We start from the raw sequence: 16,589 nt of genomic DNA, 5'->3' as shown, positions 1-16,589 counted from the left end.
GTCTCAAAACTTTGTCACCAATGAAAGGCCGACCTGATTGAGATCCGCGGTCGGCGTCAATGTCAGTCCTTTAACTCGAATGCCGGCGTGATGATCCGGGAACAAAACAAACGCATCCAACAGATTCAAACCCCACACGCCGATGGCCACACCCATCGTGATCCGCCGAAGGTTCTCAGCATCGTAGGCATCGTTCTGCGCCGAGATCAAGCCCGGATGCAACCGCGCCTGCTCCATATCGGTCGTGGCGGCATCGTACTCCCGCAGTCGGGTTTGGTAAATCTCATACTCATCGTCGAAACTACGATCAGCCAGCCACACGGCAACAGCCGAACCTGCCGACATCAGCGCGAAGGCGAAGGCTTTGGTTGGCCGTCCACTGTAGCGCTGACCCCATCCGGGAATGACCATGGAGCGAAGAGCGGCTTTGGTTCGACTTTTTGGTGTAAGCGACACACCGATCTCAAGCGGTCGCGCCGGGTCCAGCGCTACGCGGGTCGAATGAGTTTCATAGCCAAACATCCGTACATCCAATCGGTATTCGCCGACCAGCAAGTGTCGAAACCTGGCCGGGGTCACACCGCTGACAACAGCCTCCCCCGAGAGCGTGGCTATCGCCCCCGTCGGGGTCGAGGTCACCGACACATCCCCCATAGGGACGGTCTGGGACCTGGCGGCACCTGCGACTATAATGATAATGAGGATAGTCGCCAAAATCCTTTTCAACGCCATGAAGCTATCCTGTTTTGAACTGTTTTCAAATCCGTTAGCGGAATTATATGGTAATGATCGATTAAGGACAAGGTTGAAACAAAAAGAAAGGTCGCAACCGGTGCAACCTGATTATCGTGAACAAATGGGGGTAGTCGGCTTTCAGCAGGCGCCGCGACCGGTCAGGACGACAACCACGGTGCGGCAAAGAATCTTAAAGTCCAGCCAGAGCGACCAGGTATTGATATACTTCAGGTCGTAGCGCAGTTTCTCGTGCACGTCCTCATCCGAAAAGTCGTAGCCGGTCGTCACCTGAGCCAATCCGGTCAGTCCCGGCTTGACATTCAGTCGGTCACAATAGTTGTCGTACTTCTCGTTGTACCGGGAGACGAAATTGGGCCGTTCGGGACGCGGTCCCACCAGTGACATCTGACCGAAAAGCACGTTCAAAAACTGAGGTATCTCGTCGATCCGTGACTTGCGAAGTATTTTGCCCAAAGCTGTTTTGCGCGGATCGTTTTTAGTGGCCAGCACCGGACCGGTTTTGCTTTCGGCCTCTGAAGACATGGTGCGGAACTTGTACATCTTGAAGAGACGACCGTTGTGGTCGGTCCGGCGGCGAGAGCGGTTACGCCGGTCGGATACATCGGTTCGCTGGCAATAGCGCCGATCCCGCTGCCGCTCGTTCTTACCAACTCTCTGCTGACAATAGAACACCGAGCCGGGCGAATCCAACTTGATTAGAATGGGAATAATGATCCACAAGGGCAGAGTAAGAATCAGCCCCAACATGGCGCCGAAAATATCGATCGTTCTCTTTGCAGCTTTACTCAACATAGCTTTCAGCCGGGCCGGTCGGGCCAGGAACGCCGGTACGACCAATATAAACATGGTCGTGGCCAAAACAAACATTATGCCCTTAAAATACTCGCCGTAATAGAAACTGAGTTGCTGAGTATAACTATACGTCGGGCTCACAGAATGATCGATTCGGACAGCATCGACCCCGCTGGCGGCTCCAAACCCAGCCGATGAAACCGGCAGAGCTACCGCAGACTCAGACTGGATGCTTGATTTTGAAGTGAGGTTATTGTCCATCCCGATATAATTCCGGAGACCGTTAAACTATTTACAACTTGTGTGTTTCGATCAGAAATCCAAATCCTAAGCCCACTCCATAGTGAGTATTTATGTTCCGGAGACTAAACTCAGCAAAAGCATTGCCAAGAATGGCAAATCGAGATATCAAATGTGACAACAGGCGACTGCCGAGGGGTCCTATAACATCCCGAATTCCAGCAACTTACACGGAGAGAAAATGAACCAGAACCAAGACTAAACCGATCCCTATAGAAATCATCGAAACAGGCTGTTCAAACTGCTGGACTCGACACATAATCTGCAATCGTTTGCGTCAATTGAGGTCGCAAATCGCAAAAGAAAACCGGCTCAAAGCCGGTTTTCAAGTAGAGTATGGAGGAGTTCCAGCGGGGCCTATTTGCCCCATTGCAGTTTGAAAGACAGTCGGTGTAAATCCTCAGCGGCGTATTTTTCGCCCGGCGAGAAAGCATAGTCGACTTCGGCCCGTCCGAAGCGAGCGCCCACTCCGAAGCTCATCCCCTGGCCAAAGCTGCGATGATCGGCCTGGGGCAAATAATTGTAACCGGTACGCAGAAAGTACTGGCCGTCGTAGCAATACTCGACACCATGCTTGATAGCCGCACCGCCCTGGAATCGATTGTCAAGTTCCAGCGATGTCCCAAGCGACGGACCCCACGGATGGGCCGAAACAGCCAGTCGGGCCGAAGTCGGCAACTGTTCGGACACACCGTCGAAATCCATCTTGGTGCCGAAATTGGCCACGACTCCGGCCACCGTGAACCACTCAAACTCGTATCTCGCCCCCAGATCAAGAGCGAAAGCCGAGCCAGAAACATCGTCCAACCGCTGGTTGACGAATTTTCCAGTTGCTCCCAACGACAGGTTCTGGTTCAGGCGATAGGCGAACGATAACCCACCGGCCCAATCGTAAGCTGCGATCTGCTCACCGGTGGAAACACCGGCAACATCGTAGCCATCTATCTGACCATAGCCAAGATAAGTTATCGAGACGGCCAGACTGGTCCGGTCGCTTGTCTTGAAAGCCAGCGCGCCGTATTCCATCTTGATGTCCTGATACAACGAAAAGTGGCCCAGCACCACCTCACCGCCGCTGACCGAAGTCAGTCCGGCCGGATTCCAGTAGGCTGCACCGGCATCGTTAGATGCTGCTGAATGGGCGCCACCCATACCCGCGGCGCGCGCTCCGATCCCAATTTGGAGAAAATCTGCTGCTGTCCGGCCACCATCGTTAGCAGCCACCGCAACTTTGCCGAAGATGGCCATAATGGCCACCATGATGATCCAAACGAATACGATTCTGTTCACTACCCTGTTCTTCATACTCTACCTTCCGATACACTGAGGTTGCTTCATGCAATTGCAACCTCAGTGCCCGGAGAGGGCACCATTTCACGTTCACCGCAGCTATTTTGGGGTGTTTCGCGAAGGCGGTTAAGTCTTTGTCTCACAACCCATTTCCGGGCCATCCATGGCTCCAGGCGTCGGTGGTATTAAAACTGTCTGAGGTCTTGCCCTGTGGAAGTATCGGCCTGTATGTTCTGTCCTTGAGCAATACCTGGGCCAGATCAGCTTCAACTCCTGTCAAGGCGTTCAACCACATCCGGTTAAGCGCCGCTGTCCAATAAAGTGGCATCCCGACCACTTTGCTGGAGAATTGACCACTTCCTGCCCGGGAAATTGCGGCCATTCCCTGTCTATACCGAGGGCCAAGAAACGGCAGTTAAATGCTAAAAACAACTAAAACTTTCCATAAAAGGAAAGGATTTCCGCGGCAAACTTATTGACGGACAACGATGTCCGCAATGTCAACTTTTCAACAGCGACCCATGTTATGGTTTTGGAGGGGTTTGTGGTCGGGGGTGGTGTTGGGCGACCTCGCCCGACACAATCGTCAGTTCTTCAGTTGGGTGGGTCCGTCTGCGCCTGCGCGCCGCGGCGTGAACCCGCCTTTGTGACAGAGTTGCGTCAGACAACCGTAGGTCAGTAGGGGACAATGTCGATTCCCTGTAGGCGAGCTTCAGTAGGGCGGAACCCTCTTAGCGGTTCCGCCAATGTTCGTGGCTGGCAGATGTCCACATCTACTGCCCCGGACGATCATCAGACCGCGTGGGTCAATTGCGAGGCTGAACAGCGTTGCGTCAGGTCTTGCGGCCGGTAAACCTGGTACTCCACCTAAAGCGAAGCGACAGGTGGGTCCACCCTGGTACACATGAATCCCACCCGACGCGAAGCGCTCTGGGTGGGGTACCGTGTTCCTCGTGCCCGGCAGATGTCCACATCTGCCGCACAACCGCAAGACTTGACGGATCATCGCCACATCGACGGCTCTTCACCACCTCACCCTGAGCGGAGTCGAAGGGTGAAACTGGTACCCCACCTAAAGCGAAGCGACAGGTGGGTCCACCCTGGTACACATGAATCCCACCCGACGCGAAGCGCCAAAGAGCGATTTATCGCCTGGATGCCGGTTCAAGGTCCGGCATGACAGAAAAGTCAGACTTAGCATGAAGTCGTGATGCATCGCCGCGAAGCGAAAGAGCAATTCATTGCTTCGGGGGGAAGCGCTTGAGCATCTGGTGGTAGCGGGACTTGTTCATGGTCAATCCGGCAGGCAAAGGTTGCATGGCAACGATCTGAGCATTAGCGTTGGCGATTCGTTCCTGTGTCTCCGGATGCGATCGAGCCAGACCCTCGAATACATTAGATGAACCGCCGCCACCCAACCGCGCCAGCGTCTCGAACATCCCCAAAGCACCCTGGGGATTATACCCGGCCTTAACCATGTACTGAATGCCGAAATTGTCCGCCTCTCGCTCGGCGCCGCGTGAGTAATCGGCAAAGAGCAAACCCATGCCGATACCGATAGCGGCATCCATCGCCTCGCCAGCCCCCTCTCCCCCAAAGGCCAGTTCGTAGGCAATAGCGACGCCTAACGCAGACTGCAATCGTTTGACACCATGCCGGGCCACTACGTGCGAGATTTCATGGGCCATGACAGCAGCCATCTCCGCCTCTGAATCCATCTCACGCAAAAGGCCGGTATAAAAATAGATGTATCCCCCCGGCGCAGCGAAGGCGTTAACCTGATCGGACTGGATGACTTTGAAGTGATACTCGATATCCTGTCGGTCGCACACCGCAACAACCTTATTGCCCACTTCGGTTATATAATCCTGCCAAACTTGATCGTCGAGAATAGTGTCGCTGGCTTCGACCTGCTCAGCCATCCCGGCGCCGATGCCGACTTCCTGACTGGTCGGAATGACTATGAAGGATGTTTTGCCCCCGGGACCGGTAGTAGCGCATGACAAAAGAACCGCAAGCATTAGGGCGAATAGAATCGCACTTACTCTGAACCTTAGAGGATTCATCGTCACTCCTTCACAATTTGTACGTGCTGTACGTCCTCGTGCGCCACCTGATTGTCAGCCTGCGTCCCATGAGTGTCACCCTGAGCGCAGTCGAAGGGTGAGTGCAACGCAGTCGAAGCAGAAAAGACCATCTACCGCCCACCGGCTACAGTTTCGCTTTGTCGGCCAGGTCACCGATGATCGGCAGGCGATAGTTCCGACCCTGAACTGCAAACACAATGCCCGCCACCGAAAGGGCGGCGGCGCCGATCAGTATCCCTTTGAAAACCAAATCGGAAATGGCATCGACCAAAAACAGTACGGCCACCAACTCGATCAAAAAGAGTAACACCCCCTGCCGGGCATGGAAGCGCGCTTCTTTGTTCTCTTTCATGCTCAACAGCGGCACAAAGCACAGTAGAGGAATGTAGGCCATGATCGCGGCCATGCGTCCTTCGTCGGAGGTAAAACGTCCGGTGGATTCGGTCTCTGCTCCGGCCTTGGCGGATCCATCGAGACCCGGCACCTCGCCGGTCGGTTTCTCTTTGGGGTCATCACGGAAGAATGAGTCAGTCATTGTACCTCCCTGGTACCGTCGTACAACCGGCTAGGCAGGCCAGAACATCTCCTTGTCCTTCTCTGCGACAAGAATCTGAATTGGTTCATTTTCAGGCCAGCTTTCCAAACTCTCAGTTGAATCAAGCAGCGCCGCGGTGAAGCCCAGTTCACCAAAACCGTGCTCGAATAACCATGTTCTCGACACGGCCAACTCCAAGCTTTCGTCCAGGCCGTATCGATACCAGCCGTCCTTGCCGTCTGTCTCTTTGTGACCCGAGGGAGTTATCGCCAGGTCCCGCGCTTCGGGCGTGAAGAAACTGAACTTGAAGACCGGCTTGTCAACCAATTCTAAGGCTTTCTTGTCCGCAAAGTCAAGCCGAATAAACAACCAATCGTGATCGTATGCAAAATGAATCCGTGAGAGGTACCGCTCAACGCGATGCATGGCGCCGCCCGCTTTGAGACAATCAAAGCAACCGGCTCCGGTCCATTCATAGAAATCGGTGAGACGGCCATCAATTTCCGGTGTCAACAGAGTGTCCGGCGGCACCGCTTTGAGACCCGCACCGGCCCGATAGATGGGATCAAATAGTTTTCTGGGCACTTCCAATCCGAGCGTCTCATACACGGCCATCAGGTGGCGTCTGAAAATAGAGTCGAATTGCTCGTTGCCGGCGCCGCGATGTTCATCGCCGTACCACCAGCACCAGTCAGAACCCTCGGCTATGTAGATTTGCTTCCAGGCGCTTCTCAAACGGTCTGGATCGTAGTCTGGATGCTCTTTCTCAAATTGCTCCAAGGCGTCGCGGGCATCATGCAGCAAATCCCAGGCGGCGTTGTCCTCCTGATGGCCGATCCAGATTCGGAAATCATGATTGATCCAACTGCCGGCTAACAGCGACGGCAGCGATTGGGCCTCAATGGTCTCAGCGGCCTCGGTCATGGTGGTTGTTTCAATCAGCGGTTCCTCGTTCAAACGACGGTACAACTCACCGAGGAAATCACGACCATCGTTGGGGAAATATTCCCAGGCGTTCTCGCCATCCAGAATCACCGGCACCACCACTTGGTCGAGCCGATCAGCCAGCAACGCGCGTATGCGCATCAGATGGTCGATGAAATCGGTCGCCGCCCGGTCGGCATCCCAGCCGGAATAAACAAAACCGATACGGTCGGAGAGGGCATGGTCCCTGAAGAACAGCTTCAACGAACCACCATACTCGTAGACAGTGTGGATCGGATGCTCTCGTGGGTCCATGTTGGCTTTTCTCAGTGAACTCCGGAGAATCTCCTCATCGGTGGCAATCCATTTCACGCCCGATTTGATTAGCAAGTCGGCCACCTGCTCGGACACCGACCCCTCCGAAGGCCACATGCCCGCCATCGGCTCACCGAAAGTCTCCTCGAACATCGCCATCGACGAGCGGACATGCCACTCTGCATCCTCGGGATGTTGAAACCGGCGTTTGGGCAGGGTCAGGGTGGGCGTGGCTTCCAGAGCGGAATCGGTATCGCACAGCAATGGCAGGATCGGATGGTAGTAGGGCGTGAACGAAAGGTCGATCCTGCGCTTGTGGAAGTGCTCCCGGTAAGCCGGCAGAATCCTGGATATTAGTGTCATCTGCCATGCCAGGAGGGCGTGCTTCTGTTCCTCGGTGTAATTACGACCCTGATCCAGCAGTTCCTTTATCGGGGACTCGACATGGAACAGCGGGTCCACCCATACCAGATTCGACCACACCTGCAAGTCCCGTATCTCCTGTGACGAGAAAATGGCGGGGAGTATTCCGCTCCCGCCGTTTCTGGCCTTGCTATACAGTTCATGGTAGCGTCGGTGCGGCTCCACCATCTGAGTAAGATTGGCTGAAAAGAAATGATCCAGGATTTCACTTTTTTGCCGGTCGTTGAGTTCTTCCGCTCTCAACCGTGACAGCTCCAGGTGCGGATCGGTTCCGCCGCCCGTGTACAGATTCAGCTGATCCAACAGAGCGGGCACCAGATTGAAAGTGACACGCACCCTTTCATACTCACTGGCGTGGAGTAACATGTCCAGATAATCTTTGGTGGCGTGCAGCCTTACCCACGGCAGCACCATGCGATCAGAGCCGGGCTCCTGATAGTTTGGCTGATGCATGTGCCATAGAATGGCCAGTTTCAGTGGTTTGGTGTCAGACAAAGCGCCCCCGCCTTTTAGATTCGTGTCTACTTACCTGGGCTGTTTTCTGCAAAACTCCGGATGGCCCGGTTGACCAATTCGCTGCCTTTATACCGTACTTTGATAGTGTCGAGATTGGCAGCTGCCTTTTCGAGATCACCGGTTTTGAAATGGTTGCGCATGGCGCCGGCCAGATAGTCGCCGCCTAACGGACCGTCGGGGTACTCGTCGAACGCCTTCTGGAACCTGTCGGCAGCCTCGGCATAAGCTGCCTGCTCTTCGTGACAGGAGGCAATACCGGCTTGTGCTGCCCCGCGCGACAAACGGTTTTCGCGGTACTGAGTCAGGTACATCTCAAAATACCGAGTTGCTTCTTCGTAGTTGCGGATTTTGTAATTGACTTTACCGAGAAGAAAAGTCGCTTGTTCGGCAGCTTCGTCCGAGGAGTATTCGTCGACAACCTGGGAAAAGCCCATTATGGCAACTTGGTTGGACCCGTTACGATAATCCAGCAGAGCCCGTGCAAAGCGAGTAGCCGCCTCCTCAGATTGGGCCGCCTGAGACCTACTGTAGTACACACCGGCTACGGCTATCAGAACCACCGCCGCGACCCCGATCACGGCCAATTGCCAGTTATCGATGAACCAGGTGCGTGCCTTCAACATGAAAGCGGTGAACTTGTCTTCCTTGATCTGTCTTTTGGTCAGCTTAACCTTGTCGTACATCAACCACTCCTCAGAACCGTTTTGTCTTATCTATCGCTTATCGGCAGAGCGCCCCGGCGGGTTGAGTCACCGGAATCATCACTGTCTCCAAAAAAGGGTCGCCGCTTACGACAAGCGGCGACATTATTTACATCGTTCCTTTGCCTGCCGGTCGTCAAAACCGGCCTCTGTAGGTGCCTAAAACACTCCTGTGAATGTGAAACCAAAGTGGTGATCCTGCACCTGCGCTTCAACTACTGATTCTCCCCAGTTGCGCTCAACGGTACTAAAGGTGTAGGCCCAATCCAACATGATCTGGCTCCAGTGGATGCCGGTACCGGCCGAAAAAGTGTAGCGGATGGGCGTATCATCCTTGTTCAACGCTTTCACGAACGGCAGGAAAACCATGTGCGGGAAATTGAAACTACTCTGCGGAGATTTCGACTCGGACCGGTTCGGCCACGGAATCGGTATAAGACCTAAGCCGGCCCTGAAGGGAATAGTGCCGACAGAGGAAGCATACCGGTATTCACCACCGAACCGCATGGAAAAGGTGCTGTTCCACTCCGGATCGATATCGGTAAAGAACTCTTCGTTGTTGCCGGCCGGGTCGATAAAGAGAGAGTCACGTCGCTTGTATTTCAAGCTGCTGAAATTACGGTACTCCGCATCCATCGTGAGTACAGAATTGTCGTTCACTTTAAGGGCTAATCCGGCCGAGACGGTCAGTGGCAGTGTGTACTTGGTCAACTGATTGTCGAAAAAGGTGGTGTCGGTTCCCTCTTCAATCGGCTTGTCGTTAATCGTGGTCACGTTGTATATGGATCTGTTGTTCTTGAGATTCAAACTAAAGGGTGTGCGCAGTACGACGCCGACATTGAGTCGGTCACCAGTTGCCTTGTAGGCCAGCGTAAAATTAACACCCGAGAACTGCACCGTATCGACCAGGTAAGTATTGGAGGCAGCATCTACCTCCTGACCACCGGGATCGATCGGCAGGTCGTAGGTGATAGCGTGCTGATTGACTTCGAATCTGTTCTCCCCAGTGTAAATATTCACACCCAGGCCGACCGAACTGTTCTCATAAACGCGTGTACCCATGGAAAAGGCTACCGAGCTGACGCCGCCTTCATAAAGCTCCTGAACACCGACATCAACCGAGAATGTGTCAAGCTCTCGGATATTGTGACGAGGCACTTCGCGAATCTGGTCGATTGCGAACTTATAACCAGTGCCCAACATATCTTCGAAATTCCGGGTATAGTTCACCGAACCGACAAAAGCGTGCCCTTTGATTCGAAACGGCCCGATAAAATTGAGTCCGGAAACATTGCTCAGGGAGCCGGTATGATTGAACCGCCACAGGTTTGATTGGATATTGAAATTCGTGTAGCCACGCGGCGCAGTGGCACCCCAACTCAAGCCGAGCATAGGACCTTCAAAAACCACCAACGCGGCTGGATTCCAGGCACCGGCGGTAATATCATCGGCCAGCCCAAGATACGCATTGCCCATCCCTTCGGCCCGGGCGCCACCCCAACCGAAATCAAAACTCGAATGAGGCAACTCTGTGGTGATGACTTCGGGCTGCAAAAACTGGCCCAGGGCTGCCGAAGCGAAAAGTGCCGTCATTAAAGCGGCGTACAGTAGAGATTTGACCATTGAAGGGACTCCTTTATCGCGTAAAAACACTCTTTGTCTTAATCATAGACGCACTACCGGCGCAAAATAATCAACGAATATATCATTCTTGGTGTGCAATGTCAAATGTTCTTGAGGGAAAAAAACAGGCCCCAAACAGCAGTTTCTGAGAGGTTGGGGGGTCACAGAAGGGCGGACCAGAGTTGACACCTTCGCCCGGTGCCCCACAGCTTGCTGTGGGATGTTTTCGCTCCTTATGCGCTCTTTCTGAAGCCGATTCCGCAAGCCAACAAAAAAATACCCCCGGCAGGAATCGAACCTGCGGCACTCGGTTTAGGAAACCGATGCTCTATCCAACTGAGCTACGGGGGCAGATCGGTCAAGCCACACTCTTTGATCAAGGGAGCTCAACTGCAAAACCTCAGCCACCAATCTACAAGCTCTCCCCCCCTTTGGCAAACGCTAAGTGACCGGTGGTAAACCACTTTTTCGCACTACACGCACTACCAATGTCATGCCGAGCGGAGTCGAGGCATGAGCGCAGTCGAAGTATGAGCGCAGGCGCAGCATTAGCACAATCGAAGGGTGGCCGTCTCAAACCTTGAGGCTGTGTCATAATGTGGTTTCGCAGGGTCCTGGTCTCGACGAAGTCGGGATTGTGACCCTGCGACTCACACCAAGGCGTTCTGTAAGAGCAGCCTTTGAGACCTCTGGTTCACACGCTCGCCATCGGCGAACGCAGGAACCAGAGGAACGTGCCATTGCGACACAGCCTGCTTGTTTTGGGCGGTAGGCATATTGGGACAGTGGTAAACCACTTTTTCGCACTTCGCGCACTACCAATGTCATGCCGAGCGGAGTCGAGGCATGAGCGCTGTCGAAGGGTGGCACCCACAAACCCTGTTTGGGGGTGAACCTGCTTTGACAGTCACTCCGAGTCGTAAGCGATCAGGCAGTCGACATCGTAGGCGGACAGTTTCTCCCGCCAGGGCAGAAACGACAGGTCTATCACAGCCGAAATGCCGACCACTTGGGCATCCAGTTGTTCGACCAATCCGCACACCGCCTGAAGAGTACCACCGGTCGCTATCAGATCGTCGACAATCAACACCCTCTCCCCCGCCCGGACGGCGTCCTGATGCAACTCCAGACTGTCGGTACCGTATTCGAGTGCGTACTCGGCACTGATCGTCTTATGGGGTAGTTTCCCCGGCTTGCGCGCGAGTACCAGTCCGACATTCAAGCGATCAGCCAACGCCGCGCCGAACAGAAAGCCCCGCGATTCGACGACCAGGATTTTTTCGGTCTGCTTGTCGCGGGCGAACTGTTCCATAGCATCCAAGGCCATGCCGAACCCGTCAGGGTCCTGAAGGAGTGTTGTGATGTCGTAGAAATTAATGCCCGGCTTGGGAAAGTCCGGCACACTTCTGATATACTTTTTCAGGCCATCGTTGGATGAAGTCATCAGTCACCCATTTCAATGTTGAATGAGGAATAGTGGCCGCTAACGTCGCGCCATGCGATAGAGATATCACGAACGTCAGAGGCCGGCGGTCCCGATTTCAACTGGGCTATCAAGGCTTCTATGACCGAACGTTCGCCCTCGGCCCACACCAAGACAGAACCGTCCGACCGGTTTGTCACCTGTCCGGTGATCCCCATCTCTTTGGCTTTCCTATAGCAGTAGTATCTGTACCCGACGCCCTGCACTACGCCAGAGATTTTGAGTTCAGCGGCAACCGAACTCAACCCGATCCTTCGGCGGGCACGGCCAGCTTCATGGCCAGCTCGGCGGCTTCCTGTGGAGTTTCGGTTTGGTGGATCTCTTCTGAGAGCCTCCAGGCATTAACCGAAACCACCGGCTTCTTGGCGTGCAGTGCGAAGGCCATCTCGGTAAGCGTTCCGAATTTGCCCGGAAACGCTATCACGGCGTCGGCCGATCGAACGACCATAATGTTGCGAGCTTCACCAAAACCTGTCGGTATCACGATGTCGATAAACTCGTTGGCGTCTTCCTTCAAATCTGTTGGAAGAATGCCAAGCGTCAGTCCGCCGGCTTCTTTAGCTCCGCGAGCCGCGCCCTCCATTATGCCGCCCAGTCCTCCACAAACAAGAACACCACCGTTTTCAGCCACGTACTTGCCTACTTCAAAAGCCATATCACGCAGTTTCTTCGAGCACTTTCCCGCCCCGATCACAGCTATCACTGGCTTTCTCGGAGTTGACATTAATACATCCTTTCACCCTTGTACCACTAGTGAGGTTTCATAGCGTAGAGGTGATCCTCCGCCTCTACCGCGTTGTGCTTACAAAATCGGGGCGACTGGATTTGAACCAGCGACCTCTTAGTCCCGAACCAAGCGCGCTACCAACCTGCGCCACGCCCCGATCAATAGATCCAGGGAATTCAAAATAGGCCATTTCCGATTCTTGTCAACGATTTTATCCAACAGATTTGGACCACTTCAACCACGACTCGATTCGCAACGACTGCGCCGGTCTATGTTCGCCACGATAGCCTCATCGCCGCGCCTGACTTAGAGCTTAAAGCTGCCCTCTTTCAGCCTCTCCAGCACCTCGGCGTGAGTGAAATTCAGCCGGGTCGGCGTGATCGAAACAACGCCGCGACTGACGGCCTCAAAGTCTGAACCCTTGGTCATCTTCCACTGCGGTCGGCCGCCGATCCAGTAGTACGGTTTACCGCGCGGATCGGTTTTGCGAATGACGATGTCTTTGTACCGACGCGAACCGAGCGAGGTGAACTCAAAAGTCTTGTAAGCTCGTGAATTGTCGCAGGGGAAATTGACATTGAGAAAAGTCGACGGCTCCAGTCCCATTTTGTGGTAAGACGCAACCAGCTTGGCAACGAAACGAGCCGCGCGCGTCATCGGCGTTCCCGGTTCATAACTGGACATCGAAACAGCCATTGAGGGCACACCCATAATAGACCCTTCGATTGCCGCGGCGACGGTTCCACTGTAAGTGACATCGTCGCCCATGTTGGCGCCGTGGTTGATGCCTGAAATAATCATGTCCGGAAGTTTGTGTTTGAACAGCATGTGCACGGCCAGCATGACACAGTCGGTGGGTGTTCCGTCGGTGGCGTAGCGATGTTTGTCCAACTGATGGATACGCAGCGGACGGTTCAACGTCAGTGAATGACTGCTGGCTGATTGTTCACGATCCGGCGCAACGATGAACACTTCGGCTTTCTTTTTCAGTTCGTTGTAGAGGGCACAGATGCCGTCGGAGAAATAGCCATCGTCGTTGGTCAGGAGTATGCGTTGCTTCATCCCGCCCAGGGTACACAAAAGATGGTTGTCACGCAAGCACAACCTCATGCTGAGCGGAGTCGAAGCATGAAGTCCAGTAGGGTGGGTCCGTCTTCGCCTGCGCGCCGTGGCGAGAGACCCATTTATGGGTCAGGCCCAGATTCGGCGCCAGATTTGGCGGATGAATCGACCGGTATCGGCAAATGGATTAATAAAAGAAACGGAATCCTCGTAGATAGTAGGCACAGATACTTCACCGACCTCGTAGCCGGCCGCGCCGGCTTTGAAAAGCATCTCCGACTCGAAATCATACCCAACGGTGCGAAGTCGCATCGCACGCAACAACGATGTCGGAATCAAACGATACCCGGACTGACTGTCGCGGATACGTTGCGTCGAGAAAACAGAGATGATCAACGAACAGAGATTGTTGGAGAGCCAGCGAGCAAACGGCATGACCCTAAGATCAATGTCGCGCGTGCCCATGACAAGACGGTGGCCGTTGTCGAGAGCATAGAAACCGGGAAGCTCCTCAGGTGCGTGCTGCAAGTCGGCGTCTATAGTCAGAACCGAACGATAATCTCTTTCAATAGCGTAATCGAACCCGGCCATCAAGGCGGCCCCTTTGCCACGGTTCTCGGGAAACGAAATGTAGTTGACCCCATGCTCTTTCAGTTTCGGCAAGGTGCCGTCGGTGGAGCCGTCGTTGACAAACAACAGATTGTCCGGACAGACCCAAACACCGAGACGTTGAATCAACTCATCAAGATGCTGTTCGGCATTGTAAGCCGGTACCAGAATCAGTGCGGAGTGTTGGGCAAGTTGTGACATCTGTCGCTTTATACATCCGGGGGTCGATACCGGGCAAGAAAAAACCACGCCCTGCGTGGCTTCAAAAAATGGTCGGAGCGAGCCGATTTGAACGGCCGACCTCTCGCACCCCAAGCGAGTGCGCTAACCAGGCTGCGCTACGCTCCGACTTAAACCTTCTACGCACAAAGGTCGACAGAATGTAGCCAATACTGCCAAAAACTCAAGAGAAATCTGTGATCAGATCCTCGACATCCTTGCGAATCTGGCTTATCAAGGTGCGCGCCTTGGCCGTGGACTTTACGCTTTTCTGTTCCTCACCGGCCTTTCTCATGGTCAGTTTGGAGCGGGTCCCGGCGATGGTGAGTTTTTCGCTCTTGCGCAAATGGTTGATCCGGTTGACCAGCTCAATGTCCTTGCTGGTGTACATCCGATTACCGCCGCGGTTTTTGCGCGGTTTGAGCGAGGGAAACTCCTTCTCCCAGTATCTGAGCACATACGGTTCGAGGCCGGTCAATCGGGCAACTTCGCTGATCGAGTAGTATCTTTTTTCCTCGGTCTTTGTTGGAACCATAAACCTACCTCCTGAGAATTTGTCAACGCCAGATTTCTGCTTTCAACTCACGCCCCATCAGTTCGGCCACCGCGTCGGCCGCCGGTTTGTCTTCGAACAAGACCTGGTGCACCTGAGTGGTGATCGGCATTTCAACTTTATACTTATCGCGCAATTGATACCCGGAGCGAGTTGTCTGCACTCCCTCGGCTACCATAGCCATACTCTTCAGGACCTCGTCGAGCCTCACCCCCTGTCCGATCTTCTCACCGACATAGCGGTTGCGAGAATGTTTGGATATACAGGTTGTGACAAGGTCGCCGATTCCAGACAACCCGGCAAAGGTTTCGGCCCGTGCGCCCATAGCCACACCAAGCCGACTCATCTCGGCCAGGCCGCGTGTGATCAGGGCACCGCGCGTGTTGTCACCCAGGCCCAAACCGTCGGTGATACCGACCCCTATGGCGATGATATTCTTCAGAGCACCACCAAGCTCGACTCCAACGGTATCGTCGGAAGTGTACACACGGAACGTCCGGCTGCTAAACAGAGTCTGGAGGCGATCTACCAGCTCGTGGCTCTCGCTGGCCGCCACAACGGTCGTTGGCATGTCGCGCACAACCTCTTCGGCGTGGGATGGACCGGACAAAGTTGCTACAGATTCAGCCGGTATCGCCAGCCCTTCTTGTATTACTTCAGACATTCGCCGTAAACTGCTGACTTCCACCCCTTTCGCGAGGCTGACCAACGCCGTGCCCTTGGGTAGTATACCACCCAACGGCTGGATAGCCGCCCGCATCATCTGTGACGGTACGGCCAGTACCACCAGATCGCAGTCGGACACCGCGTAGCCAAGATCGTTAGTGATGTCTATCGACATGGCCAGACAGGCATCTTTGAGTTTTTCGGGGATGGTACGATGTTCAATCAGTTTCCGGTGTTCGGCCTTATCAAACTCCCACAGTCGAACGTCGGCGCCGTTACTATCGAGAAGCCGTGCTATGGCCATCCCCCACGATCCGGCACCAAGTATCGCCACCCGCTCAGACATGACTACCTACCTTGGGAGATCGGGACGAGAAACTGAAACGATTCTCGGTGCCCCGGATGAGTCGCACGACGTTTTGTCGGTGCGTTATGATTATCAGCAAAGCCAGCAATGCCGTCAGGTAAAAGTCGAAGTCGGGTACGGCAAGTTTTAGCACGTGTTCCTGAACCACGACCGCCACAAACAAAGCCAGCGCTCCGCAAATCGAGGCCAACGAGACATACCGCCAGACAAGTGCAACCAGCAGAAAAACCACCAGGGCAGCCAGGGTGGCCAGCGGCTGAAGCATGAACATCACACCTAAACCGGTCGCCGCTCCTTTGCCCCCTCGAAAGCCAAGATAGATCGGGAACACATGTCCGAGCACGGCGGCCAAACCAGCCAGGGCCAGAAGCATCGGCGTGTGTGACGGTAGAATGATCAGAGCTGCAAAAACCGCCGCCGCTCCTTTGCCTATATCGGCCAGGAATACACTCATCCCCGCCACAGGTCCAGCTGCCCGCCAAACATTGGTGGCTCCAAGATTGCCCGATCCTATCTGTCGCAGATCTCTGACGCCAGCCAGCCGGGCTATCAGAAGCGAAAAGGGCACGGCACCTAACAAGTAGGCGATTGTGAGGGCAAAGGCGATGTACATGCAACCTTACTATTGGGGGATCAGCCTT

The 16,589-nt window shown here is 54.4% G+C and carries 16 protein-coding genes and 3 tRNA genes; all 19 read right to left on the bottom strand.

The annotated features are described in order from the left end of the window. Nucleotides 1–3: 3 nt before the first annotated feature. The gene (locus OEV49_10380) at nucleotides 4–732 is read right to left on the bottom strand and encodes a DUF5683 domain-containing protein (protein ID MDH3891477.1); all 729 of its coding nucleotides are present in this window, start codon (nucleotides 730–732) and stop codon (nucleotides 4–6) included. A 141-nt stretch (nucleotides 733–873) separates the two neighbouring features. Continuing rightward, nucleotides 874–1,809, bottom strand: a complete 936-nt coding sequence (locus tag OEV49_10375; protein ID MDH3891476.1) for a sugar transferase — start codon at nucleotides 1,807–1,809, stop codon at nucleotides 874–876. A 396-nt stretch (nucleotides 1,810–2,205) separates the two neighbouring features. After that, nucleotides 2,206–3,153 (bottom strand): PorV/PorQ family protein, encoded by a 948-nt coding sequence (locus OEV49_10370; GenBank protein MDH3891475.1) that lies wholly within the window; start codon nucleotides 3,151–3,153, stop codon nucleotides 2,206–2,208. A 1,223-nt stretch (nucleotides 3,154–4,376) separates the two neighbouring features. Beyond that, the gene (locus tag OEV49_10365; protein ID MDH3891474.1) at nucleotides 4,377–5,204 is read right to left on the bottom strand and encodes a M48 family metallopeptidase; all 828 of its coding nucleotides are present in this window, start codon (nucleotides 5,202–5,204) and stop codon (nucleotides 4,377–4,379) included. Between the two features lie 145 nt (nucleotides 5,205–5,349). After that, entirely contained in the window at nucleotides 5,350–5,760 is a 411-nt protein-coding gene (locus OEV49_10360) for a hypothetical protein (GenBank protein ID MDH3891473.1), read from the bottom strand. 30 nt (nucleotides 5,761–5,790) lie between these two features. Then, nucleotides 5,791–7,917 (bottom strand): glycoside hydrolase family 57 protein, encoded by a 2,127-nt coding sequence (locus tag OEV49_10355; protein ID MDH3891472.1) that lies wholly within the window; start codon nucleotides 7,915–7,917, stop codon nucleotides 5,791–5,793. A 26-nt stretch (nucleotides 7,918–7,943) separates the two neighbouring features. After that, on the bottom strand, nucleotides 7,944–8,621 hold the full coding sequence (locus OEV49_10350) for a tetratricopeptide repeat protein (GenBank protein ID MDH3891471.1): 678 nt from the start codon (nucleotides 8,619–8,621) through the stop codon (nucleotides 7,944–7,946). 177 nt (nucleotides 8,622–8,798) lie between these two features. Further along, nucleotides 8,799–10,262, bottom strand: coding sequence for a hypothetical protein (locus OEV49_10345; protein MDH3891470.1), 1,464 nt, complete (start codon nucleotides 10,260–10,262; stop codon nucleotides 8,799–8,801). Nucleotides 10,263–10,539: 277 nt separating this feature from the next. Then, a tRNA-Arg gene (locus OEV49_10340) sits at nucleotides 10,540–10,613 on the bottom strand. A gap of 556 nt (nucleotides 10,614–11,169) precedes the next feature. Continuing rightward, nucleotides 11,170–11,706, bottom strand: a complete 537-nt coding sequence (locus OEV49_10335; GenBank protein ID MDH3891469.1) for an adenine phosphoribosyltransferase — start codon at nucleotides 11,704–11,706, stop codon at nucleotides 11,170–11,172. Next, nucleotides 11,706–11,990, bottom strand: a complete 285-nt coding sequence (locus OEV49_10330) for an acylphosphatase (protein MDH3891468.1) — start codon at nucleotides 11,988–11,990, stop codon at nucleotides 11,706–11,708. The genes OEV49_10335 and OEV49_10330 overlap by 1 nt, the downstream gene beginning before the upstream one ends. After that, the gene (locus tag OEV49_10325; GenBank protein MDH3891467.1) at nucleotides 11,987–12,469 is read right to left on the bottom strand and encodes a TIGR00725 family protein; all 483 of its coding nucleotides are present in this window, start codon (nucleotides 12,467–12,469) and stop codon (nucleotides 11,987–11,989) included. The genes OEV49_10330 and OEV49_10325 overlap by 4 nt, the downstream gene beginning before the upstream one ends. Nucleotides 12,470–12,555: 86 nt before the next feature. Further along, nucleotides 12,556–12,629 (bottom strand) — tRNA-Pro (locus OEV49_10320). 149 nt (nucleotides 12,630–12,778) lie between these two features. Beyond that, nucleotides 12,779–13,570: a 5'/3'-nucleotidase SurE gene (gene surE, locus OEV49_10315; protein ID MDH3891466.1), complete on the bottom strand. Its 792-nt coding sequence runs from the start codon at nucleotides 13,568–13,570 to the stop codon at nucleotides 12,779–12,781. Between the two features lie 93 nt (nucleotides 13,571–13,663). After that, entirely contained in the window at nucleotides 13,664–14,344 is a 681-nt protein-coding gene (locus OEV49_10310; GenBank protein ID MDH3891465.1) for a glycosyltransferase family 2 protein, read from the bottom strand. Between the two features lie 69 nt (nucleotides 14,345–14,413). Beyond that, nucleotides 14,414–14,491: transfer RNA gene (locus OEV49_10305), tRNA-Pro, on the bottom strand. Nucleotides 14,492–14,546: 55 nt separating this feature from the next. Further along, nucleotides 14,547–14,897 carry a MerR family transcriptional regulator gene (locus OEV49_10300; GenBank protein MDH3891464.1) on the bottom strand — a complete coding sequence of 117 codons (351 nt, stop codon included), beginning with the start codon at nucleotides 14,895–14,897 and terminating at the stop codon, nucleotides 14,547–14,549. Between the two features lie 22 nt (nucleotides 14,898–14,919). Further along, nucleotides 14,920–15,927, bottom strand: coding sequence for an NAD(P)-dependent glycerol-3-phosphate dehydrogenase (locus tag OEV49_10295; GenBank protein MDH3891463.1), 1,008 nt, complete (start codon nucleotides 15,925–15,927; stop codon nucleotides 14,920–14,922). Continuing rightward, the gene (gene plsY, locus OEV49_10290) at nucleotides 15,920–16,561 is read right to left on the bottom strand and encodes a glycerol-3-phosphate 1-O-acyltransferase PlsY (GenBank protein MDH3891462.1); all 642 of its coding nucleotides are present in this window, start codon (nucleotides 16,559–16,561) and stop codon (nucleotides 15,920–15,922) included. Before plsY ends, OEV49_10295 begins: the two co-directional genes overlap by 8 nt. Between the last annotated feature and the right edge of the window lie 28 nt (nucleotides 16,562–16,589).

Source organism: Candidatus Zixiibacteriota bacterium (assembly GCA_029860345.1).
GTDB lineage: Bacteria > Zixibacteria > MSB-5A5 > GN15 > FEB-12 > JAJRTA01.
Note: the sequence above shows the minus strand (reverse complement) of the source record. Positions and strands in the feature narration are given on the sequence as shown.

Coding starts and splice junctions, on each gene's coding strand:
- OEV49_10380 (MDH3891477.1), bottom strand. CDS start 732: ATGGCGTTGAAAAGGATTTTGGCGACTATCCTCATTATCATTATAGTC.
- OEV49_10375 (MDH3891476.1), bottom strand. CDS start 1,809: ATGGACAATAACCTCACTTCAAAATCAAGCATCCAGTCTGAGTCTGCG.
- OEV49_10370 (MDH3891475.1), bottom strand. CDS start 3,153: ATGAAGAACAGGGTAGTGAACAGAATCGTATTCGTTTGGATCATCATG.
- OEV49_10365 (MDH3891474.1), bottom strand. CDS start 5,204: ATGAATCCTCTAAGGTTCAGAGTAAGTGCGATTCTATTCGCCCTAATG.
- OEV49_10360 (MDH3891473.1), bottom strand. CDS start 5,760: ATGACTGACTCATTCTTCCGTGATGACCCCAAAGAGAAACCGACCGGC.
- OEV49_10350 (MDH3891471.1), bottom strand. CDS start 8,621: ATGTACGACAAGGTTAAGCTGACCAAAAGACAGATCAAGGAAGACAAG.
- OEV49_10345 (MDH3891470.1), bottom strand. CDS start 10,262: ATGGTCAAATCTCTACTGTACGCCGCTTTAATGACGGCACTTTTCGCT.
- OEV49_10335 (MDH3891469.1), bottom strand. CDS start 11,706: ATGACTTCATCCAACGATGGCCTGAAAAAGTATATCAGAAGTGTGCCG.
- OEV49_10325 (MDH3891467.1), bottom strand. CDS start 12,469: ATGTCAACTCCGAGAAAGCCAGTGATAGCTGTGATCGGGGCGGGAAAG.
- OEV49_10310 (MDH3891465.1), bottom strand. CDS start 14,344: ATGTCACAACTTGCCCAACACTCCGCACTGATTCTGGTACCGGCTTAC.
- OEV49_10300 (MDH3891464.1), bottom strand. CDS start 14,897: ATGGTTCCAACAAAGACCGAGGAAAAAAGATACTACTCGATCAGCGAA.
- OEV49_10295 (MDH3891463.1), bottom strand. CDS start 15,927: ATGTCTGAGCGGGTGGCGATACTTGGTGCCGGATCGTGGGGGATGGCC.
- plsY (MDH3891462.1), bottom strand. CDS start 16,561: ATGTACATCGCCTTTGCCCTCACAATCGCCTACTTGTTAGGTGCCGTG.